This is a genomic window from Mesorhizobium sp. M4B.F.Ca.ET.203.01.1.1 (genome assembly GCF_004791025.1).
Lineage (GTDB): Bacteria > Pseudomonadota > Alphaproteobacteria > Rhizobiales > Rhizobiaceae > Mesorhizobium > Mesorhizobium abyssinicae.
Window position 1 is genome coordinate 469,592 of the sequence record NZ_SRUO01000001.1, and the last position, 23,180, is coordinate 492,771.

The window sequence follows — 23,180 nt, forward strand, 5'->3', positions numbered from 1 at the left end:
GCTCAGCCGCTTGCGGGCTTCGCTTCCTGGATAGCGACGCGCGTGCGGTGCGGCCGCGCCGCCACGGGCGCCGGGCGCAACTTGAACAGGCCGTAATAGACGACGAACGAGGCCGTGAAATACGGGCCGAGGATCTCGACCTCGAAGAAGGAGCGGAGCAGCATCAGGCCCACCGCGCCGGCAAGCACGACCGAATCGACGCGCCAGTCGCGGAAGATCACCGACGAAACGTGTCCCCAGAAGGACCGCAGGATGACCAGGGCAATGAGCGTCACCCCGACGAAGCCAAGCTCGACCAGCGTCTCGATATAGGTGTTGTGGAAGTGGAAGCCGGTGCGGGTGGTGATGTAGAACTCGGCCCACAGCCGCTCGGCCTCGGCGAAGCCCTGCACCCAGTAGGCGGCGTAGCCATAGCCGAGAATCGGGAATTGCTGCGCGGCCTCCCAGCCCTGCTCCCACAGATAGGTGCGGCCGGTAAGCGTCGAGTCCTTGCCGAAGAGGCCGAGCACGAAGTCGAGCAGGCCGAGATTGAGCGCAGCCATGACCGCGCCGACCAGCGCGCAGGTGCCGACCGTGAACAGCACCCGCCGATAGCGGCGCGACAGGACCTTGCTCACGCCGAGCAGCAGGACGACGCCGACGGCCGCCGGCAGCGACGCCACCGAGGTGGCGGAATGGGCGATCGCCAGCATATAGAGGGACAGCAGGCCGATCGGCGCCGTCCACACCAGGCTCTGCCAGCCGCGCCGGTAGAAGATGGCAAAGACAAAGCAGAAATAGAGGCCGAGCGAGGCGAAGAAGCCGACCTGGTTCTTGGAGCCGAAGGCGCCGACGAAATTGGTGGTCCCGTCGATGGTGTCGAGCGCGTAGCCGCCGACGCGCAGCGAATAGAGCAGCACGAGGAAGATGCCGATCAGCGAGCCGACCACCAGCGTGCGGACACTGACCGTGCGCGCGGCGACATAGGCGCACAATATGTGCGAGAAATACTGCAGCGCCGCCCGCGCCGTTGTGCCGGGCGCATGCGACCAGAACACCGAGAAGCAGATATAGGCGGCGAACAGCAGCGGCAGCCAGGCGTCGGAGAGATGCCGCAGGAACCGCCGGTAGTCGACCAGGATCAGCGGCAGCCAGACCGCATAATAGGCGAGGATGAGAACCTTGCCGAAATTCGTGGAATAGGCGAAGGCGATGACCGAGATGGCAACGGCAAAGGCGCCGTAGACGGCATTCCTGTCCGGATCGATCAACAAGGATTTTGGAATCTTCATACCCCTACCGGATATCTCTTTCGCTGAGCCCTCGGGAGCGGGCTGTCAAAGGCCGGTGCGAAGCCCCGGGGCATTCCCGATCCGGGCTTCCATTGTGCAGTGCAATATAACTTACCGTCCTATCGTGCGGCACTCAACGACAAATGTTGTCGCGGGCAAATGAGCGCCTGCAAGCCATATGGCACAAACGCATGGCGCGAATGCGGCGACGGCGCGTGTCGAGGCGCTGCCGGCCACCCTCGCGCGCCGGCGCTACCACAAGGCGCCGCCGGTGATCTGGATGTTTTCCATGGTGATGCCCCTGGCGGCGTCCGAGCACAGGAACACCGCGAGCGCGGCGATCTCCTGCGGCTGCAACATGCGGCCCTGGGGATTGCCCTTCCTGAGTTCGTCCATCGCCTCCTCGACGCTGCGGCCCTTGCCTTCGCGCGCCACCACCTGGGCGACGTTGCGGCGCATCAGCTCGGTCTCGACCCAGGTGGGGCTGATCATGACGCAGGTGACCCCGTGCGGCGCGCCTTCCAGCGCGACGCACCGGGTGAGGCCGAGCAGGCCGGCCTTGGAGGCGCAGTAGGCGGGATTGTCCTTCCAGCCGACGGTGGCGGCGGTGGAACCGATGTTGACGATGCGGCCCCAGCCGCGCTCGATCATGGCGGGCAGCACGGCGCGAGTGACGCGGAAGGCGCCAGTCAGGTTGGTGTCGACGATCTTGTCCCAGAGCGCGTCGGAATGACCGCAGACCGGCTGCTCGGCGGTGGTGCCGGCAGCGTTGACGAGGATATCGATCGGCCCGAGCGCGCCTTGCGCCTCGGCAACGAAACGGTTGGTGAGATCGCTGTCGCGCACATCGAGATGCGCGGCGTGCACCCTGGTGCCATGCGCGGCCAGCGCCGAGCGGACGCGTTCTATCTCTTCGGCGCCGGGATAGTAGGCGGCATCGGTCCCGCCCGAATCTGGAGCGGCCACGTAAGAGCCGACGGCGACGCTTGCCCCGGCCTGGGCGAGCGCGGCGGCGATGGCGAAACCCATGCCGGAAAAACCGCCGGTGACGATCGCGCTGCGGCCGGACAGATTGGTCATCGAGCACCTCCGGGATCAGACGGCTGCATAACCTCCCCGCCCATCGCCATCAACCTCCCTTGCTTGACGGCTCCAGCGGCTTGCCCAGCCAGTCGCGATAGAAGCCTTCGAGGTCCGGCTCGAAATCATGCACGATCGGATAGCCGGGCGCCGCCGCCTCGACCTCGTGCAGGGTACCGCATTCGGGGCAGATGAATTCCCGGATCTCCATCCATTCGGGATCCGGCAGGTCGCTGTTCGGGTAGATTTCGCGCAGCGTCTCCTCTGTGTCGCGCACGATGATCGCGGCCTTCAGCTTCCAGTTCCGGCGGTAGTCGCCGAAGGAATGGCCGCATTCGCATTTCGTCACCCGCTCGCCACCGCTCTGGCAGATGAAGAGGTGGTCGCCGACCGGCAGCAGGATCGGATCCTTCCAGCCGACGCGATCCTGCAGCACCGCGACATACTTGAAGAAGCGGTCGTCGTCCTTGTAGGCGCTCATGATGCGACGCGTCTGCGGCCAGGGCAGCGTGCCGGCTACCAGATCGGCGATGACTTCCTTGCTGTATGAGGTCATGTCCCCTACTCCACGCCGAAGGTCGATTGGGCATCGACATCCCAGAAGGTCGAAAAATCCCTGGTGAAGCGCGCGGAAAGCTTGATCGCGCTGGCATACATCTTCTTCACCTCGGGCGCGAAATCGGCGGCCTTTACCCGCTCGCGCTCCTTGGCCATCCACTCGGAAACGGGCTTGGCGCGCGCCAGCCGCTTGGCCCGCATCTCGGCGCGGTGGCGCTTGGTGGCCTCGATATTGGCGACCGGGAAGCCCTCCCCGTCCTCGTCGAGCACGATGCCGAAGATGCCTTCCGCCGCTTCCCTGGTGAGAAAACCGTTCTCGACGTCCCAGGCGGTCTTGAGCGGATCACGCTCCAGCACGTCGCCGTAACCGCCGCCGCCATTGTAGGAATGGGTGAAGACGTCGCCGGTCTTGTGCGGCGCGGTGATGTATGGCCCTTCCATCGTCACATGCTGGCCTTCGAGCCGCACCTCCAGTTCCGAGCGATACGGATTGGTGCCGGTGTGGTGCGCCAGCGGCGCGCCTTTTTCGGCAAGCTCGAAGATGTTGGTGTCGCGCACCGCGCGATGTTTCTGGCAGGTCGGCGCCGGATAGCCGCCGCACAAGCCGCCATTGTCGAAGACGCGCGAGGAGTGCTCGGAGGTGACCAGCCGCAAATGGTCGGTCTTCGAAACCAGCCAGGTCGACAGGAAGGAACAGCCGCCGCGATATTTGCCGGCGCCGCCGGAATTGGGAACGATGGAGCGGCCGATATAGAGCATCGGCATGTTCTGTTCCCAGATCTCGATATTGCCCATGTCGGATTCCGGGTTCCAGCCGACATAGGCGGTGTCGAGACCGTCCTTGATGGCAAGTGCGCCGGAGCCGGCGGCGGCGCATTCGAAATGCGCCATGCCGAACAGCGTGCCGTACTGGCTCTGGCCGCCCATCTCGATCATCGGGCTGTTGACCTGACCGACGAAAGCCTCCTCGACGAAGCCGCGGGCGATGAAGGAGCGCGACAAGAGCCGCTGGAAGACGCCATAGGCGGGCAGCAGCAGCGCCCAGGAGGTGGCGGTCGCCACCATCTCGTTGTCCGGATTGGTCCAGGTGCCGTGCGGCAGCTTCAGCTCCGTCGCCATCCAGGCGCCGTCATTGACAAGACCCTCGAAATTCATGTGCTGGGTCAGGGTCACGAACATGCCGCCATCCATGCCGGCCGGCGTGCAGTTCATCGAATGGTAGCCCCAGGGCTGGGTGCCCTCGAAGTCCATGATGATCTTGCCGTCGGTGGTGATCTCCATCTCGATCGGCATGTTGTAGAGCCAGTCGGGATCGCCGAGCGGCTGGTAGCCCGGCTTGCCGGCGGTGACGTGGCCGTAGAAGGTGTGGCCGCGATAGATGCCGGGCACGGTAAGCTGGCGGGTGCGGGCGAGCTGGGCTCGGCGGCCCTCCTCGATGAATTCCTTCGACACCTGCATCCAGTAGTCGAGGCCGATCTCGTCGATCAGCGCCTTGACGCTCTCGCGCATGTCGATGCAGGAGGCGACCTTGGCCTTCTCGTCCAGCACCCAGTAGATCGGCATGCGCAAGTTGCGCTCGCAGCGGATGACATAGTCGCGGCGCAGCTCATCGTTCTCGCCGACCTTCTCGGCGCAGACGAACAGGCCTTCGGTGAAGCGCTCCTGCGCCAGCGCCACGTCGCCGCCGGGGGTGATGCCGCCGGCCTCGAGCTCGTGGCAGACGGCGCCGGCCCAGCCAACGAGCTTGCCGGAATGGAAGATCGGCACCACGTCCATCACATCTGGCACCTGGACGGTGCCGATGAAGGCGTCGTTGTTGGCGAAGATGTCGCCGTCGCGGATCTGCGGGTTCTCCTCGTAGCCGTTGCGGATCATCCATTTGATGAAGCGGCTCATCGTGTGCACATGCACCATGATGCCGTTGGAGAGCGCGATCGCGTCGCCTTCCGGCGTGTAGATGGCGACGACCATCTCGCCGACTTCGCGCACGCCGGGCGAGGCCGAGATGCGGCGGGCCATCTCGCGCGCCGACACGCAGTAGGCGCGCAGCTTGGTGTGCAGCGTCTCGAACTTCAGCGGGTCCTGGTTGCGCAGCTCGAGCTCGGTGATGCCGTCATAGCAGCCGGTCTCTTCCATCAGCCTTTCGGATTCGATCAGCCGCTCGCGGATGCGGAGCGCTGAGGCGGGTTTGTCCAGCATGGCGTTCGGCCTTCTCAAGCGTGGGAGTAGTGGAGCAGCGTCCATTCATCGACGAAGACGCGGTCCTGCGGGTGGACGACGAGCGTCGTCGCCGGATGTTCGATGATGGCCGGGCCGATGACTTCGTGGCCGGGCTGCAGCAGGTCCATCTCGTAGAGATTGGCCTTGTGCCAGCGGCCGCCGATATAGGCTTCGCGCACGCCCTTGTGGGCAGAAGCCGGATCCGGCTTGCCGAGCGGCCGCTTGACCAGCATCGGTTTGACCTTGTCGGCGGTGGCGATCAGCCCGAGCTCGGTGATCGAGAAGCCGGCTTCGCCATAGCGCGAGACGCGGTGGTTGACCTTGGCGTAGACCGCCTCGAACTCGGCGATGACCCTGCGCATGTCGTCGGCCGAAGCGATTGCCGACAGCGGCGCCATCACCTCGACATCCTCGAGCTGGCCGGTGTAGCGCATCATCAGGAACGGCACGGTCCTGACCTTGTCCAGCGCATGGCCGTCGGCAACCATTTCGTCGACCGCCGCCCTGGTCAGATCGTTCCAGACGGCCGTGACCTTGGCGCCGAAGGCCTGCAGCTCGTCGTCGCTGGCGCGCGCGCCGATGTCGATCTGCGTCGACACCGAATGGCGGCGCATGAAGTCGGCGGTGGTGCAGCCGAAGGCCGAGAAGGCTGCGGCGAACTGGAAGGTGAGGATGTCCTTGAAGCCGATGCCCCTGGAGCAGCCGGCAAGATGCAGCGGCCCGGAGCCGCCATAGGACAAGAGCGTGAACTCCGACGGATGGATGCCTTGTCCGGAGATGACGCGGCGCAGCGCGTTGTTGGCGTCGGCCTCGAGCATCTCGATCATGCCTTCGGCGGCTTCCTCGACGCCGACGCCGAGCACCCGCGCGCATTTCTCCTCAAAGGCCTTCCGCGCCTTCTCGACCTGCAGCACGACCTTGCCGCCGAGGAAGTAATGCGGGTTCAACCGGCCCAGAATGGCGTCGCAGTCGGCGATGGTCGGCTCGGTGCCGCCCTTGGCGAAGCAGATCGGTCCGGGATCGGAGCCGGCGCTTTCCGGTCCGAGCGAAACCTTGCGGGTGAGCGGATCGACCTTGAGGATCATGCCGGCGCCGGCGCCGATCGTATCAAGATGCAGCGTCGGCACGTTGAGCTTGAAACGGTCCATCAGCGGCTCGTTCTCGATCCGCGTCTGGCCGCGCGTGATGACGCCCATGTCGAAGGAGGTGCCGCCCATGTCCGAGCAGATCAGCGAGTCGTTGCCGATCAGCTTGCCGACATAGGCAGCACCCAGGATGCCGCCGATCGGCCCGGAGATCATGGTCTCGTGCAGGCGAGGATGGTTGATCGAGGTCAGGCCGCCGAAAGAGAGCAGCGTCTGCACGCCGTATTTGAAGCCGTATTTCTTGGAGACGTCCTCGATGCCCTTGAGCTGCCTACGGCCGCGCGAGGTGGCGTAGGCCTCGATCAGCACCGAGTTCAACCGCGACTGCTCGCGGACGACCGGACGCACCTCGTGACTGGTGTAGACGAGGATGTCGGCGCCGGCGGCGGCGATTTCCTCGCGGCAGATTTCGGCGATGCGCTTCTCATGCGCCGGATTGACGTGCGAGAAGACGGTCATGATGCAGATCGCCTCGACCTCGTCGGCAATCAGCTTCTTGGCCGCCGCATGCACCTCGTGCTCGTAGAGCGGCAGGATGACGTCGCCGAACTGGTCGATGCGTTCGGTCACGCCATGGGTGCGGCGGCGCGGCACCAGCGGATCGGGATGGTGATGGGTGACCGCATGCAGGCGGTCGGCATAGGAATAGTCCGCCCAGGCCTGCAGGCCGCGGCCCATCAGGATCATGTCCTCGAGGCCTTTGGTGGTGATCAGGCCGAGCTTGCGGCCGGTGCGCGACAACAGCGTGTTGAGCATGCCGGTGCCGGAGTAGAGCACCACGTTGACGCCCGAAAACAGGTCCTGCAGCGAGATGCCCCAGGCATCGGCCGCGTCCTCTGCCGAGGCGAGGAAGCCCTCGGCCTCGTTCCTCGGCGTGGTCGCCGACTTGCCGATCTTGAAGTGACCGTCCTGATCGACAAGGATCGTGTCGGTCATGGTGCCGCCGGCGTCGATGCCGATGACGATGGGATTGGTGGTGATCTGGTCCACGGGTCGCTTTCCCTTGCCGAGAATGACCGCAGGCTAGATTCGATCGGCCCGATCGCGCCATATGCCTAAAGACACAATGACGCTTGGGCCGGGTTCGCCGAGAAAAGGGCATGCGCATGGGCACTATCTGGGCGCCGCTGGCCAGGGCGATCGCCGCCACCGGCACGGACCGGCATGTCGACTGCCTGATCGACCTGATCGGCGCCGACATCGCGCATGACCTGGTCACGGTCACCCGCTATTCGGCGACGACGACGCCCGAATTCGTCAAGCATCGGCGCTTTTCGGACGAGATGGTGCGACGCTATCTCGCCAGCTACTACATCTTCGACCCCTTCTATGCCTCCTGGCGGCAGGAGCGCCGGCTGGGCATCCTGCCTCTGAAGCATTTCGCCGACGACAGGGCCAAGCGCGGGCAATACATAGCCGGTTTCCTGGCGCAGTCGGAGATCTGCGACGAGGTCGGCATCATGCTGTCCGACGGCGGCGACTGGTGCCTCGGCATCTTCCTCGATCGCTCGACCGCGTCGTTCAAGGACAGTGAGATCGCGCTGCTCGTCGAGCGGTTGCCGGTGTTCGAGGCACTGCATGCGCTGGACATCAAGGCGCGCGGCAGCGCGTTTTCCCGAACATCGACCCCCACAGGCCCCGGTGCCTCGCCTCAGCAGAAACCGACTGTCCCGGCGAGCCTCTGGCCGGAACTTTCGCTGCGCGAAAGAGAGCTGGTCCAGCTGGTGCTGGCCGGGCATCCGACCGCCAACATCGCCGAGCGCCTCGGCATCACCGTCGGCACCGTCAAGAACCATCGCCGGCGGATCTATGAGAAGCTCGACATCACCACCGAGCGCGAGCTGTTCCTGCAGTTTTTCCAGCACCCGACAGAGAGATAGCGGCAAACTCCGCATCGCACTGCCGTCGTTGCAATGAGATAGGTCATCCGCCTACGCTATGGGGAGTGTTCGTTGCGCCGGAGGGAACGGAATGGCCAAACCTCGTATCTTTCTCGGTTCGTCGGGGAAACAGAAGAAGCTGTTGCAGGCGCTGACGCGCGGCCTCGAGGACATCGCCCATGTCGAGCCGTGGACGACGGTTTTCAATCCCGGAACGACAACGCTGGGACGCCTCCTCGAGCTGACGCGCGAGGTCGACTTCGCCGCGTTCGTGTTCGCTCAGGACGACTGGACGAGCGCGGGCCAGCCGGAATCGACCGCCACTGTTCCCGCCCAGGCTTCGCCGCGGGACAATGTGGTGTTCGAGGCTGGGCTGTTCGGCGGGGTGCTGGGGATGCGGCGGACATTCATCCTGCATGCCAATGGCGCCAAGCTGCCCAGCGATCTGCTCGGCCTGACGTCGGTCCGCTATGGCGAGGCAACGAGCGCCGCGGAGACGCGGGCGATCAACCAAAAACTGCGTAACGCCATCGAAAATGAAGGACGGGTCGCCCGTATCGAGGGATTCTGGTGGCAATTTTCCCTGACGGAGCGCACAGCGAGGGAGCCTTCCGCCGTCAGTCTGCTGAAAGTTTCGCGGGACCGCAATGGCGCGCTGGAGCTGAACGGCCGCTCATGGCAGGAGAATGGCAGCCTGTCAGCCAGATACTGGAGCGAGGCGACGAAGGAGAAGGGCGAGTCTGCTGGCATCTTCTACTATTGGAACGGCGAACGGCCGCTGGACGCAAATGCGCCGCAGCTGTACGGGACGGGCGAGATAAAGCTGGAGTCCGCCGATCGCGCATCCGGGTACTTCACAACGCGTTCGGACACCAACTCGGAGGTGAATGCACGAACCTCCGGCGTCTATCTGCGCGCCGATCCGGAGGACCTGACCATCCTGGACGGAAACGACAATCAGCGGCGCGTGGAATTGATCGCCGAGCGCCTGAACCACTGGAAATCGATCAAGAACATTTGAAGTTGGGTTCTCCCCCGGTCCACCCGACAGCTATAGACGGCGGACTGAACGCGGTCGCGCCCGATCGAGATGCCTGCACAATCGCGTGAAGGGACCGGAAGCGGAAAGGGGCCAGGCGGCAGCGAATGCGCCAATGCTTGACGAACGGGCTGTTCGGCTAAAGAGATTGGGCAGGGAATTTCATGGTCGCGGAACATTTGTCGGATGCAGCCCCGAATACTGACCGACTACGCAGTCCGGCTGCTGACGCAGGGCTATGTCTGCCTGCCGCTTCGTGCCGGCGGCAAGCATCTCGACCTCGCGGCGATGGGCTATGAACCCTTGCATCTGCCCAGCCAGCGCAAGGATCTGAAAGAGCTTGCCTTCTGTTCGATAAGCTTTCAGCTGTCGCAGAAACCGCCAAGCGCCGACGATGTCGGACGCTGGTTTGGCGACTTCTCCGGCAATGTCGGCCTGCTTGCGGGCCTGGCCAATCTGTTGATCCTGGATTTCGACGACATTGCCGCCTACCTGAGCTGGCGGCGCCGCTATGACGCCGTGGCAAGCCGCACACCGGTGGCAAGATCGCCGAGCGGTTTCCATGTCTATCTGCGGACACGCGAGCCGATGGTGTCGTCGAGCCTCTATTGCGGCTTACGCAGGATCGGTCACCTCAAGGCGCTTGGCGGCTATATCGTCGCCAGCCCCTCCGTGCTGAGGGACGGCTCATCCTATAGCTGGCTGGAGGGCCAGTCGCCCTTCGATGTCGAGCCGCAGCTGATCGAGAGCCTTGCCAGCCTGTCGCTGCGCCAGGTCTCGCCGTTCAAGCACTACTACGACCACATGCTGAAGCGCGGCTTCTTCGAGCGGCAATGAGCAGGGAAGCAGCCGCTGATATCACGGTCGTCATTCCGGCGAAGAACGCCGTCGCGACGATCGACGCCGCGCTGGGCAGTCTTGCCCCCGACGGCGCGCTGATCCGCGAGGTCCTGCTCGTCGACGATGGTTGCGACGATCGGACGGCGATTGTCGCGGCCGAAAGCGCGGTGCGGCACGGCTTGCCGCTGGAGGTCGTAGCCGGGCGCTTCGGCGGGGCGGGCGCCGCGCGCAATGCCGGCATGGCGCGCGCATGCGGCCGGTTCCTGTTCTTCCTCGACGCCGATGACGAGGTGATCGAGGGCGGCCTGACGCAACTGCGTGAGGCGTTCGAGCGCCATCCGAAAGCAGGCGTCGCGGTCGGGGCCAGCATCCGGCGCACGGCTGGGCGACCGGACAAGATGAAGACACCGCACGGCTACGGCAGCGACAGGACCGAGAATACCCGGCGCTACCTCCGCAACGAGCTGTGGCCGATCGCCATGGGGAGCGCGCTGGTGGCGCGAGCGGCGACGGCCGGCATCCGCTTTCCGGAGGCGATCGGCCTCGACGAGGACACGTGCTTCTGGACAGCCGTTCTGGCGCGCGCCGACGTCATCAGCATCGCGGCGCCGGTGCTCCTCTATCATCTCGATGAAACCAGGATGGCGCGGCGCTTCATCACGGCGCCGCGCGCGACGTTCCTTGCCGTAGCGCTGGCGCTGAACCGGCTCGCGGCTCACGGCGTCGACCGGAAGGCGCTGCAGTGGCGAAAGGCCTGGATCGCGCAGCGGATCGCGCGCCAGCTGATCAAGCAGAGGATGATTGCCGACGCGGGCGGCATGATGCGGGCCGTGCGCGCGCACGAGGCGTTGGGCCGAGCCCGGAAGGCATGGCAATACCGCGCCCGCATCCGCCTGGCGCGGCTGGCCCCGGCAAGGCCCCCCGCGCCATCGCTTCCGGCATCCGGCAGACCGAGGCGGACCCTGGTGGTTTGCCACGAACCGGCCTTTCCGCCGGTGTCGGGCGCCGATCTGCGAAATTACGACAATGCCATGGCGGCGGCCGAACTCGGACCGGTCCGCCTCGTCTCGATCCAGCCACGGGCCGATGATGCGCAGCCGCTCCCCAGCGCTATCAGCGTGGCCGCGCTGACGAATGCGGACGAACCGCGCGCTCCGGCGCTCGGCTGGCGGCGAGCCAGGGGCGAGGGCCGGATTCCGCGCCCGGCGCTCACCCGCCTCAAGGCGCTCGTTCGCGAGTTCCGCCCCGACACCATCATCGTCGAGGGCATTGCGCTGTTCCGATTGCTTCGGCCGCTGCGACCGCTGGCCGGGCAGCTCGTCCTCGACATGCACAATGTCGAATCGGATCTCGCCGGACAATTGGAGCGGGCCGATGGTTCGCGGGTCAGCGTGCCCGGCCTCAAACGCCTCGAGCGAAAGGCCGCCGGGATCGTCGACAGGATCTGGGTCTGCTCTCGTCTCGACCGTGAAAGGCTGTCTTCCGGAACGGCGCCGATCGACGTCGTTCCGAACGGCATTCCGCGGGCCGAGGCCATGCCGGCGGCGTTGCCGGCGCAGCCCACGTTTGCAGACGGGTTTCCGGTTGTTCTGCTTGTCGGCCATCTCGGATACAGGCCGAATGTCGAAGCCGCCGAGCGGCTGGTGCGCAATATCCTGCCGCGCATCCGGCAGGCGCTGCCAGCGGCGAGCGTTGTCCTTGCCGGCCGTTCGCCCAAGCCGGCCGTGCGGGCGCTCGCCGGGCTGGACGGCGTTTCGCTCGTCGAGGAACCGAGCGACACCAGGCCGCTCCTGGCAAAGGCTCACCTCAGCATCGTTCCGCTGTCGTCGGGCGGCGGCACGCGCATCAAGATCCTCGAGGCGATGGCCTGCGGCGTTCCCGTGCTGGCGACGCCGCTGGCCGTGGAGGGCCTCGACCTGATCGAGGACGAAGAGGTGCTGCTGTCGGAGTCGGACGAGAGACTGGCGGAGATGGCGATCGCCCTGTGCAGCGACCCGGCCCGCCTTGCCCGACAGCGCGCTCGCGCGCATGCGACCGTCTGGGCACGATTCGGGCCGCAAGCCACAAGAGACGCCGTCCGCGACGGCCTTGGACCGGACAGAGCCGGCCAATGACGACAACAGCGTCTCCAACGTCCCGCCCGATGAGCCGCCGATGATCCCCAAGATCCTGCACCAGACCTGGAAGACCGACAGCATCCCGGCCCGCTTCCAGGCCTATGTCGAGAGCTGGAAGCGGCTTCATCCCGGCTGGACGGTGATGTTCTGGAACGACCGGATGCTGCTTGAATTCGTCGCCCGGCACTATCCGGACTTCCTGCCGACCTTTTGCAGCTATTCGCAAGGCGTGCTGCGCGCCGACGCGGGACGCTATCTGCTGCTGCATCATTTCGGCGGCGTCTATGCCGACATCGACTGCGAATGCGTGGCACCCTTCGACCTCTTGACGGGCGAGGATCGCATCGTGGTCTGCAGGGAGCCGGACACGCATGCGCGGGTGCAGGCGGGTTTCCGCGGACTGCCTTACCTGTTGTTCAATGGTACGATCGCCAGCCCGCCCGGTCACCCGTTCTGGCTGCATCTCCTGTCCTTCCTGCCGGGATTGGCCCACGCCAAGGAAGCGATCGACGCGACCGGTCCCAGCGTGATGACCTCCGCCCAGCTCTGCTATGGCGATCAATCGGCGTTCGCCATCCATCCTTCGGCGCTGTTCGCGCCGGTGGACTCGTCGGGGTGCAGAGACGGCGACGACGGGCCGACGCTGTCCATTCACCATTGGGCGGGCACATGGTGGACGCCCATGCCGGCGCCGCGATGGCGGGACAGGGTCCGCACTCAGGTCTACCGGTCCTGGCACCAACTGACCCGTGGCGCCTATCTGGATGAGGGGACGGCCAAGCGCAGCGTCGGCCAGGCGGTGCTTTCGGCGCCGCCGCCGACGGGCCGTAACGTCGCCATGCTGGTGCCGCTGCGCGACGCCGCCGACCATATCCGGCCATTTCTCGACGCCGTCGGCGCGCTCGACTACCCGAAGGACAGGATCAAGCTGGTCTTCTGCGAGGGCGACAGCGCGGACGGAAGCTGGGAACGATTGCAGCGGGCGGTGGCGCCGCTTGCCGGGACATATCGCGACATCGTCCTGCTGCAGAAGCAGACGGGCACCAGCCTCGACCGCGCGAAGCGCGCGCGGCCAAAGCTGCAGCGCGCGCGGCGCGGCGCCATCGCCAAGGTGCGCAACCACCTGATCGACCATGGCCTGGCGCCGGATGATGACTGGGCGCTCTGGGTGGACATCGATGTCTGGCGGTTCCCGGACGATGTTCTAAGCCGGCTTGTCGGAACCGGTCATCGCATCGCGGTCCCGCATTGCGTGAAGATAGCCGGCGGCGACAGTTTCGACCTGAACTCCTTCATCAGCGTTCGGCCGGAAAAGGACTATCGCTACTATCGCCAGATCCATGGCGGCCTCTACCAGCCGCCGGCGCGGTCCTACAGCCGCCTCCATCTCAGCGATCTCAGGCATCTCGACATTGTCGGGCTCGACGGTGTCGGCGGAACCATGCTGCTCGTCGACGCGGCCCTGCATCGCGGCGGTCTGCGCTTTCCCGAAATCCCCTATCACGACCTGATCGAGACCGAAGCCTTCGGCGTGCTGGCCAACGAGCTGGGCATCCGGCCGGTCGGCCTGCCCAAGCTCGAAATCCTGCACGTGCCTTGGTGAACGGCCGTGCCCGCCCCGCATTCAACGGCGACGGTGCGCCTTCCGCCAGCGGCGCAGCCTGGTGCGCAGGAAGGAGAGGCCGCCAAACGGCAGTGACGGCCGGCCGGCCGACAGGCCCTGATCTTGCTGAAGGCGCTGATGTATACGCTCGGCCAGCCGGCATTTTGCCGGCGTTTCCAGGAGCGCCAGACGGCTGGCGAGGGGTCCCGGCAGCGGTTGCGAGCGCCAGGCGAAATAGGCCTCGTAGGCCTGAGGCGTCTCCAGCAGATGGCGGAGATAGGCGGCAAGCTCGGCCGGCGTGCCGAACGCCGTCGCGTCGATGTAGGAATTGGCGGGGACGAACTCGCCGACATTGGGGGCGCCGAGATAGACCGGCACGCTGCCTGCACAGAGCGGATCGAAGATCTTCTCGGTGACATAGTCGGGCGCGATCGAATTCTCCAGCGCCAGGCAGAAGTGGTATCGCCCTATGGTCTCGATCTTGGTCCGCGATCCGAGATCGGGGCCTTCGATCTGTCGCGTGGGACGATAGCGGCCATAGGAATCGACGCCGATATGCCCGGCAAGCTCGGCTGCGAACGCCCCACGGCCGCTAAGGTCGATGCTTGCGGACTGGAAACGCACCACCGGGGCGCTCTCGGTCTTGGACGGTATCGCGCTGTTGCGTATCGCCTCCCACCAGCTCGCCTCCTGAAGATAGGGTGTCCAGATGTCCGATCCGGACTCGTGCGTCATCGTGAGATCGAAATGCCGCATGAAGCCGGGAGCGGCGGCGCGTGGATAGTTCTGCGGGTTCTCCATCGACCACGCGACCCATGTCTGGCCGGTATATTTGCGGGCGTCGCCGATCTCGCGGTAATCCGGAAGGTGGAACACCACCGCCGCGGCTTCGGCAAGGCGGCGGCGGTCATTGGTCCATTCGACTGGCACCGCGCAAGCGGGGATGGCCGATATGTCGACCGGCTTGCCGAAGAAGGTCGTGTAGAAAAGGATGAGCGGTTGGTTCGATGGCATGAAGACGCTTTCAAAGCGCGGGAACCGCTTCCGTATACGCTTTGGACCCAGCTTCGGGGAAGGACCTCCGATTATCCGCTCGGCCAAGCCGGCCCTAGTCGTGAAGCTCCCTGGCAATGGGCGGACCGATCGAAAAATCCGAAAAGGTGACCTCGAAGCCTTCACGCTGCGGCGAGCAGCACATCATGCCGACATCGACCGATTTCGAGGCCGGGAAATAGGCGAGCCGCACCGGCTTCCAATGGCCGTCGGCGGCGTCCAGATACTGGATGCGGATAGCCTCGGCGTGGCGGGTCAAACGGATCCTGACGCCGTTGGGATCGGCAGCAATGCTGACCAGCGACCAGTCCGAGGTATCGTTGGTAACGACGACCGAGAAATAGGCCAGCCCGTCGGTGTATTCGATGCCCGCCTTGATCCAGAGCGTTTCGCTCAGCCGCACCATCAGCCCGGCCTGGTCGTAGAGCACCCGATAGTCGCCCTTGACCGTGACCTCGGCGCTGAAATCGCCGGCGACCGGCCGATAGAGGAAATGGCCGTTGTCGCGCCAGAAGCCATAGAAGGTCTCGCGCCAGAAGTCGGTCTCCTTGCCGGTGCGCACATGCACGGTGCCGCCGGCAAAGTCGTGGTGCGGCGGCGGGTTGAGCCAGGTCAGGTCCGCTTTCCAGTCTGTCGTCGACATGCTCGCCTGCCTGGTTCCTCCCGTCGTCGCCAGCTTGCCTTATTGTTTAGACGCAATTCCGTTACGGAAGGCTACGGCGACGTCGCCGAGCTCAACCGTTTCACACTTTCCTGGAATTGCTTTAGCCAGCGAATGTATAGGCCGTCTTCACCGTGGTGTAGAACTCCATGGCGTAGCGGCCCTGCTCGCGCGGGCCGTAGCTCGAGCCCTTGCGACCGCCGAACGGCACGTGAAAGTCGACGCCGGCGGTCGGCAGGTTGACCATGACCATGCCGGCTTCCGAATTGCGCTTGAAATGCGTGGCGTGCTTGAGGCTGGTGGTGCAGATGCCGGAGGTCAGGCCGAACGGCGTATCGTTGGCAACAGTCAGCGCCTCGTCATAGTCCTTGACGCGGATGACGTTGGCGACCGGCCCGAAGATCTCCTCGCGCGAGATGCGCATGGCATTGGTGGCGCCGACAAACAACGCCGGCTGCAGGTAGAAACCCGGCGTCTCGCGGCCCAGCCGCTCGCCGCCGAAGGCAAGCTCGGCGCCTTCCTGGCGGCCGATGGCGATGTAGTCCTCGTCCTGTTTCAGCTGCGTGGCGTCGACGACCGGTCCGATCTGGGTCTTGGCGTCGAGCGCATCGCCGATGACGAGCTTCTCCATGCGCTCCTTCAGCGCGGCAACGAAGCGGTCGTGGATGCCGTCGGTCACGACGAGGCGAGACGAGGCCGTGCAGCGCTGGCCGGTGGAGAAATAGGCGCCGTTGAGCGCGCAATCGACGGCGACCGCCAGATCGGCGTCATCGAGCACGACGAGCGGGTTTTTGCCACCCATTTCGAGCTGGAACTTGCGCATGTGCTCGACGCTGGCGGCGGCGACGCGTTTTCCCGTGCCGACCGAGCCGGTGAAGGAGATGGCGTTGACGTCCGGGCTGTCGAGCATGGCCTGGCCGACCACCGAGCCTTTGCCCATGACCAGGTTGAGCACGCCCTTGGGCAGGCCGGCGCGGTGCAGGATGTCGACGATGGTCCAGGCGCTCTCCGGCACCAGCTCGGCCGGCTTGAAGACGATGGTGTTGCCGTAGGCCAGTGCCGGCGCGATCTTCCAGGCCGGGATCGCGATCGGGAAATTCCACGGCGTGATGATGCCGACCACGCCGACGCCCTCGCGGGTCATCTCGACGCCGACGCCCGGCCGCACGCTCGGCACCAGCTCGCCCGCCAGACGCAGCGTCTCACCGGCGAAGAAATCGAAGATCTGGGCGGCTCTGATCGTTTCGCCGATGCCTTCGGCCAGCGTCTTGCCTTCCTCGCGGGCGAGCGCGCGGCCGATCTCGTCTTTGCGCGCGGTGATCTCGTCGGCAGCCTTCCTCAGCACCGCGTGGCGGACGAGTGGCGCCGAGCGCGACCAGACGGGGAAGGCCGCCTTGGCGGCGGCGATCGCCTGACGCGCCTCATCCGGTCCGGCAGAGGCATATTCGCCAACGACATCGCCGGTGTTGGAGGGGTTGATGTTGCGGGAGCCGGCCTCGCCCACCCAGTCGCCATCGATGAGGTTCTTACGAAACAGGGTCATGGTCTTTCCTTGTGAAGCTTTGCTGGCGGCCTTGTCCGCCGCGGTCATCTCTCAGTCAAGCCATTTATCAGACAAATGATGACAGCGAGAAGGCGGGCATGGATCGGAATAGCCGATGGCGCGGGCCGATGAAAGCCCGCGCCTGTCCGCCTTGCCGAACCGACATATGGGTGGTCAGGCCGGGAAGGTCCAGAACAGGCAGGCCAGCGTCGCCGCGGCAAAGACGACGAAGAACAGGCTTCTCAGCAGGATATTGCGGCGCAGCTCGTTCATGGCGAGGTGGGCCGCGACGATGGCCGCGACGAACAGGAAGCGCCAGTTGACCAGCGCCCACAGCACGCCGCCCTGGCCGAAGGCCCATCTGGCGACGAGGCAGCCGACGATGGTGGCAAACAGCGCGACCGTCGCCCAGAACAGCGCATCGGCGGCGTTGGTAAGCACGATGCTGGCGGCGCGCAACGGCAGGATCATCATCAAGAGCGCGCTGAAGAAATAGACGGCGGCTAGCGGAATGAAGGAGCCGGCATCGGCGATGCCGTCGAGGCGCTTCACGCCGAAAGCGCCGTAGGGATAGCCGTGCCTGGCGACCGCCAGCGAAAGCGCCATGAGCAGGGCGGTGAGCACCGCGACCAACGCGAAAGTGGTAAGAGCCTTGCTCATGCCGTTCCTGCTCCTGCTCTCCGGGCCATGACCGGGGACGAATCAAACAGGGACGATCTTAATCGAATGCGCTCGTAAAATTACCCGCAAGCTTCAAGGCAGCGGCAGGTCTTGAGACTGCCACTCAGGGCTTCTGCGTCGCCGTGACCAGCTCGGCCTTGCGCCGCGCCGTCTCCAGCCCGACCGCGATGAAGCGGCGGGCATGGCGGGCGAGCTCCATATTGTCGGTCCACAGATTGCGCCAGATCGCCGTCTTCTTCGACAGGTTCTCGTCGACGATCTCCGAGGAAAAGGATTCGAAGCTGAGGTCGTCGTCGTAGCCGATGGCGGTCAGCGCATCGAAGATCCCAGCGAAATCGATGCTGCCGGTGCCGAGGAAGCCGCGATGGCTCTCGCCGATATGGACATAGCCGATCTTGCCCACGGCGTTGCGGATGGCCAGGGCGGCATCGGCCTCCTCGATGTTCATGTGGAAGGTGTCGAGGTGCAGGAAGATGTTGTCGGAACCGGTGTCCTCGATGAAGGCCAGTCCCTGCGCGGCGGTGTTGAGCAGATTGCTCTCGAAGCGGTTGACGATCTCAAGGTTCAGGGTGACGCCGGCGGCCTTGGCCGTCTCGGCCACCTTGGCCAGCGTTGCGGCGCTGCGGTTCCACTGGTCGCGCGTCGGCGCCTCGGTCTGCAGGCCGTGGCTGGTCGACAGTATGCCGCCCACCTTGCGGCCGCCGAGATCGCGGGTGAGCGCGATGGTGCGGTTGAGGATGTCGACGCCGCGCGCGGCAACCGCCCTGTCGGCGCTCGAGATATCGCCGTTGGCCGGCAGCCCGATGCTGATCGCGACGCCAAGATCGAGATCGGCGATGCGCCTGGCGAGCCGGCCGATATCGACATTGGCGGGGTCGAGATAGGAGAACTCGATCAGCTCGAAGCCGGCTTCCTTCGTGTTGGCCAGCGTGCGCTCGAGATCCGCTTGCGCCGAGCTCGCCGACCAGACGAAGGAGTGGATACCAATGCGCGCCATGATCGTCTCCATCTGCTCAAATCTATCGTGCCGCAGTGCGGCCCTTGCCGTTCTCGGCGCCGATCGCAAGATCGCGCCAGCGATCACGATAGCCGGCTAACTCGGCAAAGTGCGCGGCATCAACGGGCTCCGGCGTTTCGGCCGCCATGCCGCGACCGGCGCTCTCGAAGGCGAGCGCCGCGGCGCCCGTGGCGCTGCCTTCCAGCGTGGCGCCCTGCAGAAAGGGCTGGCCGGGCCGTAGCTGCGCCAGCAGGCTGGCGAGCAGGCCGCCCGCGTTCAGCCCGCCATCGACGATGACGGTGTCTTTGGAATGGATCAGGTCGAGCGACAGATCGACCATCAGCGCCACGTAGAGCAGCGCCACCGCAGCGCGTTCTTCGCTGTCGGGCGCGCCGCCGATCACTTCGCCGACGCGATCAGGCATCGGACCGCCCGGGGCGAAGCTGGGCAGGGCCATTATGCCGGCGTCGATCACCCGCTGTATCGAAGCCGGCGATATCGCGCCTTGCCAGCCGGCGCTGATCACCGCGAATTCGCGCCCACCCATGAAGCGGATGGTCGGCACCGGACCGCCGTCGACATCGACATTGACCAGCATGTCGCGGTCACGGTCGAGCACGTCCAGCGGACAATCGGGGTTGAGCACGACCACCCAGGTGCCGGTCGAGACCACGGTGAGCGATCCAAGCTGTTGCCGGCGATAGGCATGGAGCGCGGCATTGGAGTCATGGACGCCGTTATGGATGGCGATCGGCCTGCCGGCCTTGCCGAAGTTCCGCTCGCCGATAACGGCGCCGGCGCGCCCGAAGCCCGGCATGCGGCCGCGCCAGCCCTCGGCATCGACCAGCGAGGAGAAGTCGCGCCGGCGCGGCGCCCACAGATGCGAATGGCAGCCGAGATAGGACACTTCCGAGACGGCGCGGCCGCCGAAACGCCAGCTCCAATATTGCGGATAGCCGAGGATCGATGTCGCCGAGGCGAAGGCGCCGGGCTCGACCTCGTTCAGCCACAGCATGTGGCGGCCATAGTTGAAGCCGAGCGGCAGTCGCGGCGAGAAGGTCTCGGAGAAATCCGGGATGCGGCGATCGATGCGCGCCGCGACCTCGGCAGGCGGTTCCTGCTCGTAGTCGAGGATCGGGTGCGTCAGTGCCGTATCATCGACCAGGGCGAAGGTGCAGCCATGGCCAGAGACCATCAGCCCTTCGACGCCGTGACTGTCGACCGCTTCGTCGACGGCAGCGAGCGCCCAGTCATGGAGTGCCGCCTCGTCGAGCACGCTGAAGTTGCCCGCATGTGTCCAGACCGGCTTGGTCCGGCGCTCGCCGAGGATGCGCCCGTCCTCATCGAAGACGAACAGCTTCGAATTGGTCTTGCCGAAATCGAGCACGGCCAGTTTCACCGGATGGCTCCCGAGGACGTGGCGATGCGGACCGTGACGCCGGCAGCTTCCAGCATGCGCGCGTCGGTGTCGGACAGGCCGTCATCGGTCACCAGCGTGCCGATGCGCGACAGCGGCAGCGCGACATTGCGGGCATGGATCGACAGCTTGCGGCTGTCCGCCAGCACCACGATCTGGTCGGCGCACAGGCTCAAATCGACGATCGAGCGGACCAGCAGCGGGTGCGATTCCAGCACGCCTTCCTGGCTGAGCCCCTGGGCGCCGAGGAATAATTTCGAGGCGTAGAAAGGTGCCGCCTGGGCGAGCGAATGGATGATGCCGGGCTCGCGATGCAGGTCGCCGCCGGCGATCGTCAGGCTGCAATGGCCGTGATCGCTGAGATAGGCGGCGAGCGGCATGGAATTGGTGAAGAGGCGGATGTTGCGGTCGGCAAGCCTGACGCCGAGATGGAAGCAGGTCGAGCCGCCGTGGACGATGATCGCCTCGCCGTCGCGCACCATAGTCGCGGCAAGCGCGGCGATGCGCCGCTTGGCCTCGACCGCGAGATCGCGGTTCTCGTCATAGGGCCTGGCGTAGGCGATGCCGGCCTGCGCGGCGCCATCGAGTGCCGAGATGCCGCCATAGACCTTGCGCGCCTCGCCGGCGCCGTCAATCTTGTCGATGTCGCGCCGGATCGTCGCCGCCGAAACGCCAAGCCGCTGCTGCAACTCGCGCACCGAGGCGAACGGGCGGTCCCGCAAGATCTCGACGATCTGACGTTGGCGGCCGGAGTCGCTCAACTTTTCCTCCCGGATGTCGCTTGGCGTAACTTACTCAAGCTGTACGTGACAGCAAGGCCATTTCTGACGAAGGAAGATCATGATTGACGTAGATCGCTCGCATCTGCGATACCGACGTGGGTTCCCTTGCAGGGATTTCGAGCGGAAAGCGCGACGCGGCCGGCAGTTGCGAAGGACAGCGACATGGCGCCATTGGCCATAGGCATCGACATCGGCACCTCGGGCGCGCGCGCCGTCGCCATGCGTCCGGATTTCTCCATCGCCTCGCGCGCCGCCGTGCCGCTCGACCGCTTTGGCGCCAACGGCCGCGACCCCGCCGTCTGGTGGGCGGCGGTCGAGGCGACATTGAAGGAACTGCTCTCCGGCATCGATCGGACGTCGGTGCGCGCGATCGCCGTCGACGGCACCTCGGGCACCGTGCTGCCGGTCGACTCCGCCGGGCGGCCGCTGGCCGAGCCGCTGATGTACAACGACAAGGTTTTGGACGACGCGATCCTCGCCGTGATCGCCCGCGAGGCGCCGGAAGCAAGTGCGGCACATGGCGCGACATCGGGCCTCGCCAAGGCGCTGGCGTTCCAGCTCGTGCCCGGCGTCGCCAGGATGCTGCACCAGGCCGACTGGATCGCCGGGCAATTCTCGGGCCGCTTCGATGTCAGCGACGAGAACAACAGCCTCAAGACCGGCTACGATGTCGAGACCGGCCGCTGGCCGGACTGGATCGCGGCGACCGGCATGCGCACGGAACTGCTGCCCGAAGTCACCAGGCCGGGCAGCGTGGCCGGCTGGCTCACCGCCGGCGCCGCCGGGCTGTTCGGCCTTGCGCGAGACGTCGTGGTGGTTGCCGGTACGACGGATGGCTGCGCCTCGTTCCTGGCCACCGGCGCTACGGACGCCGGCGAAGGCGTCACCGCGCTCGGCTCGTCGCTCACCATCAAGATCCTCTCCGACCGGCCGATCTCGGCGCCACGCTACGGCATCTACAGCCATCGTCTCGGCGACGCCTGGCTGGCTGGCGGCGCGTCGAACTCCGGCGGCAAGGTGCTTGCCCAGCATTTTTCCGTTGCGCGCATCATCGAGCTGAGCGCCGCGATCGACCCGGCGACCGAAACCGGCCTCGACTACTATCCGCTCGGCATACCCGGCGAGCGCTTCCCCATCGCGGATCCGGCGCTGCCGCCGCGGCTCGAGCCGCGACCCCAATCCGAAGCCGACTATCTGAAAGCCATGCTGGAAGGCATCGCCGGCATCGAAGCGCTCGGCTATAGAAGGCTTGCCGAGCTCGGCGCGCCAAAACTGACCTCGGTGCGCAGCGTCGGCGGGGGCGCCGCCAATGCCGCCTGGACCGCGATCCGCCAGCGCAAGCTTGGCGTCGATTTCCTGGCCGCGCTGTCCGACGAAGCCGCCGCCGGCACGGCGCGGCTGGCGCTCAAGGGCGCAAGCGAAGCGGGGCTGCTGTGAGCGCGAAACAAGCCAGACATCTCGACGGGGTTGCCGCGCTGGCCGAGTGCTACAGCATGTTCCTGCTCGACCAGTTCGGGGTGCTGCACGACGGACAGCAGCCGTATCCCGGCGCGGTGGAGACCCTGTCCGCGCTGAAGCGCGCCGGCAAGACGGTGACCCTGATCTCGAATTCCGGCAAGCGGGCGGCGCCGAACGAGCGCCGCCTGCTGAAGCTCGGCTTCGAAGCTGGAAGCTGGGATCATTTCGTCTCCTCCGGCGAGGTGGCATGGCGCAGCTTCCATGACATGGCGGCCTCGGGCACGCTCAAGGCCGGCACCAAATGCCTGCTGATCAGCCGCGACGATGACCGCTCGGCGATCGACGGGCTGCCGCTTGCTCTGACCGACAATGGCAGCGACGCCGAGCTGGTGCTGATTTCCGCCAGCGAAGGCGATCGCTACGACCTCGAGCACTATCGCACTCTGCTCGGTCCGGCTGCGGCGCGGCGGGTGCCGTGCTTCTGCACCAATCCCGACCGGATCATGCTGACGGCGGTCGGGCCGCGCTTCGGCGCCGGCGAGCTCGCCGATCTCTATGAAAGCCTCGGCGGCAACGTCACCCGCATCGGCAAGCCCTATCCGGCGATCTATGAGGCGGCGCTGGCGCTGGCCGGCAATCCGGATCGCGGCAGCGTGGTCTGTGTCGGCGACAGCGTCGAGCACGACATCGCCGGCGGAGCCGGCGCAGGCGTCGCGACCGCGCTGGTGCGCTCTGGGATATTGGCCGACGTCGACGACCTCAGCGCGCTCTTCGATCGGGAAGGCGCGTACCCAGACTATACGCTGGACGCGTTCCGCTGGCGCTGATCGGCCGG

At 65.8% G+C, this 23,180-nt stretch carries 19 protein-coding genes; 7 read left to right on the forward strand and 12 right to left on the reverse strand.

What is annotated here, in order from left to right; genetic code table 11:
• Positions 1 to 2 precede the first annotated feature (2 nt).
• The 5 genes from EN846_RS02180 to EN846_RS02200 form a co-directional block, all read right to left on the reverse strand.
• The gene (locus EN846_RS02180; protein WP_127391364.1) at positions 3 to 1,271 is read right to left on the reverse strand and encodes an O-antigen ligase; all 1,269 of its coding nucleotides are present in this window, start codon (positions 1,269 to 1,271) and stop codon (positions 3 to 5) included.
• A gap of 252 nt (positions 1,272 to 1,523) precedes the next feature.
• On the reverse strand, positions 1,524 to 2,351 hold the full coding sequence (locus EN846_RS02185; RefSeq protein ID WP_127391363.1) for an SDR family NAD(P)-dependent oxidoreductase: 828 nt from the start codon (positions 2,349 to 2,351) through the stop codon (positions 1,524 to 1,526).
• A 49-nt stretch (positions 2,352 to 2,400) separates the two neighbouring features.
• The gene (locus EN846_RS02190) at positions 2,401 to 2,907 is read right to left on the reverse strand and encodes an acetone carboxylase subunit gamma (protein ID WP_127391362.1); all 507 of its coding nucleotides are present in this window, start codon (positions 2,905 to 2,907) and stop codon (positions 2,401 to 2,403) included.
• A gap of 5 nt (positions 2,908 to 2,912) precedes the next feature.
• Positions 2,913 to 5,108 carry a hydantoinase B/oxoprolinase family protein gene (locus tag EN846_RS02195; protein ID WP_127283218.1) on the reverse strand — a complete coding sequence of 732 codons (2,196 nt, stop codon included), beginning with the start codon at positions 5,106 to 5,108 and terminating at the stop codon, positions 2,913 to 2,915.
• Positions 5,109 to 5,122: 14 nt separating this feature from the next.
• A complete protein-coding gene (locus EN846_RS02200) occupies positions 5,123 to 7,264 on the reverse strand; it encodes a hydantoinase/oxoprolinase family protein (protein WP_127391360.1) in 2,142 nt (713 codons plus the stop codon).
• Positions 7,265 to 7,374: 110 nt separating this feature from the next.
• Between EN846_RS02200 and EN846_RS02205 the strand changes: the two genes are divergently transcribed.
• The 5 genes from EN846_RS02205 (at position 7,375) to EN846_RS02225 (ending at position 13,753) form a co-directional block, all read left to right on the forward strand.
• Positions 7,375 to 8,154, forward strand: a complete 780-nt coding sequence (locus EN846_RS02205) for a LuxR C-terminal-related transcriptional regulator (RefSeq protein WP_127391359.1) — start codon at positions 7,375 to 7,377, stop codon at positions 8,152 to 8,154.
• 91 nt (positions 8,155 to 8,245) lie between these two features.
• Positions 8,246 to 9,175: a TIR domain-containing protein gene (locus tag EN846_RS02210; protein ID WP_127283226.1), complete on the forward strand. Its 930-nt coding sequence runs from the start codon at positions 8,246 to 8,248 to the stop codon at positions 9,173 to 9,175.
• Positions 9,176 to 9,379: 204 nt separating this feature from the next.
• Positions 9,380 to 10,030: a bifunctional DNA primase/polymerase gene (locus EN846_RS02215; protein WP_127391358.1), complete on the forward strand. Its 651-nt coding sequence runs from the start codon at positions 9,380 to 9,382 to the stop codon at positions 10,028 to 10,030.
• Positions 10,027 to 12,147: a glycosyltransferase gene (locus EN846_RS02220; protein WP_127391357.1), complete on the forward strand. Its 2,121-nt coding sequence runs from the start codon at positions 10,027 to 10,029 to the stop codon at positions 12,145 to 12,147. The genes EN846_RS02215 and EN846_RS02220 overlap by 4 nt, the downstream gene beginning before the upstream one ends.
• On the forward strand, positions 12,122 to 13,753 hold the full coding sequence (locus EN846_RS02225) for a glycosyltransferase (protein WP_245508997.1): 1,632 nt from the start codon (positions 12,122 to 12,124) through the stop codon (positions 13,751 to 13,753). The genes EN846_RS02220 and EN846_RS02225 overlap by 26 nt, the downstream gene beginning before the upstream one ends.
• 21 nt (positions 13,754 to 13,774) lie before the next feature.
• Here the strand turns inward: EN846_RS02225 and EN846_RS02230 are convergent, their stop codons facing one another.
• From EN846_RS02230 to EN846_RS02260, 7 genes are all read right to left on the reverse strand, one after another.
• The gene (locus EN846_RS02230; protein WP_127391356.1) at positions 13,775 to 14,767 is read right to left on the reverse strand and encodes a glycosyltransferase family 10 fucosyltransferase; all 993 of its coding nucleotides are present in this window, start codon (positions 14,765 to 14,767) and stop codon (positions 13,775 to 13,777) included.
• Between the two features lie 94 nt (positions 14,768 to 14,861).
• Positions 14,862 to 15,449 carry a DUF1349 domain-containing protein gene (locus EN846_RS02235; protein WP_127391355.1) on the reverse strand — a complete coding sequence of 196 codons (588 nt, stop codon included), beginning with the start codon at positions 15,447 to 15,449 and terminating at the stop codon, positions 14,862 to 14,864.
• Positions 15,450 to 15,570: 121 nt separating this feature from the next.
• Complete coding sequence (locus tag EN846_RS02240) at positions 15,571 to 17,010, reverse strand: aldehyde dehydrogenase family protein (protein WP_127391354.1); 1,440 nt, start codon at positions 17,008 to 17,010, stop codon at positions 15,571 to 15,573.
• Between the two features lie 174 nt (positions 17,011 to 17,184).
• Entirely contained in the window at positions 17,185 to 17,670 is a 486-nt protein-coding gene (locus EN846_RS02245; RefSeq protein WP_127283209.1) for a hypothetical protein, read from the reverse strand.
• A gap of 124 nt (positions 17,671 to 17,794) precedes the next feature.
• On the reverse strand, positions 17,795 to 18,688 hold the full coding sequence (locus tag EN846_RS02250) for a sugar phosphate isomerase/epimerase (RefSeq protein ID WP_127391353.1): 894 nt from the start codon (positions 18,686 to 18,688) through the stop codon (positions 17,795 to 17,797).
• Between the two features lie 22 nt (positions 18,689 to 18,710).
• Positions 18,711 to 20,087, reverse strand: a complete 1,377-nt coding sequence (locus EN846_RS02255; protein WP_127391352.1) for an FGGY-family carbohydrate kinase — start codon at positions 20,085 to 20,087, stop codon at positions 18,711 to 18,713.
• Positions 20,084 to 20,866: a DeoR/GlpR family DNA-binding transcription regulator gene (locus EN846_RS02260; protein WP_127391351.1), complete on the reverse strand. Its 783-nt coding sequence runs from the start codon at positions 20,864 to 20,866 to the stop codon at positions 20,084 to 20,086. Before EN846_RS02260 ends, EN846_RS02255 begins: the two co-directional genes overlap by 4 nt.
• Positions 20,867 to 21,049: 183 nt before the next feature.
• Between EN846_RS02260 and EN846_RS02265 the strand changes: the two genes are divergently transcribed.
• Together EN846_RS02265 and EN846_RS02270 are read left to right on the forward strand one after the other, a co-directional pair.
• Positions 21,050 to 22,324 carry an FGGY-family carbohydrate kinase gene (locus tag EN846_RS02265; protein WP_128346379.1) on the forward strand — a complete coding sequence of 425 codons (1,275 nt, stop codon included), beginning with the start codon at positions 21,050 to 21,052 and terminating at the stop codon, positions 22,322 to 22,324.
• The gene (locus EN846_RS02270; RefSeq protein WP_127391267.1) at positions 22,321 to 23,172 is read left to right on the forward strand and encodes a TIGR01459 family HAD-type hydrolase; all 852 of its coding nucleotides are present in this window, start codon (positions 22,321 to 22,323) and stop codon (positions 23,170 to 23,172) included. The genes EN846_RS02265 and EN846_RS02270 overlap by 4 nt, the downstream gene beginning before the upstream one ends.
• The last annotated feature ends 8 nt before the right edge of the window (positions 23,173 to 23,180 follow it).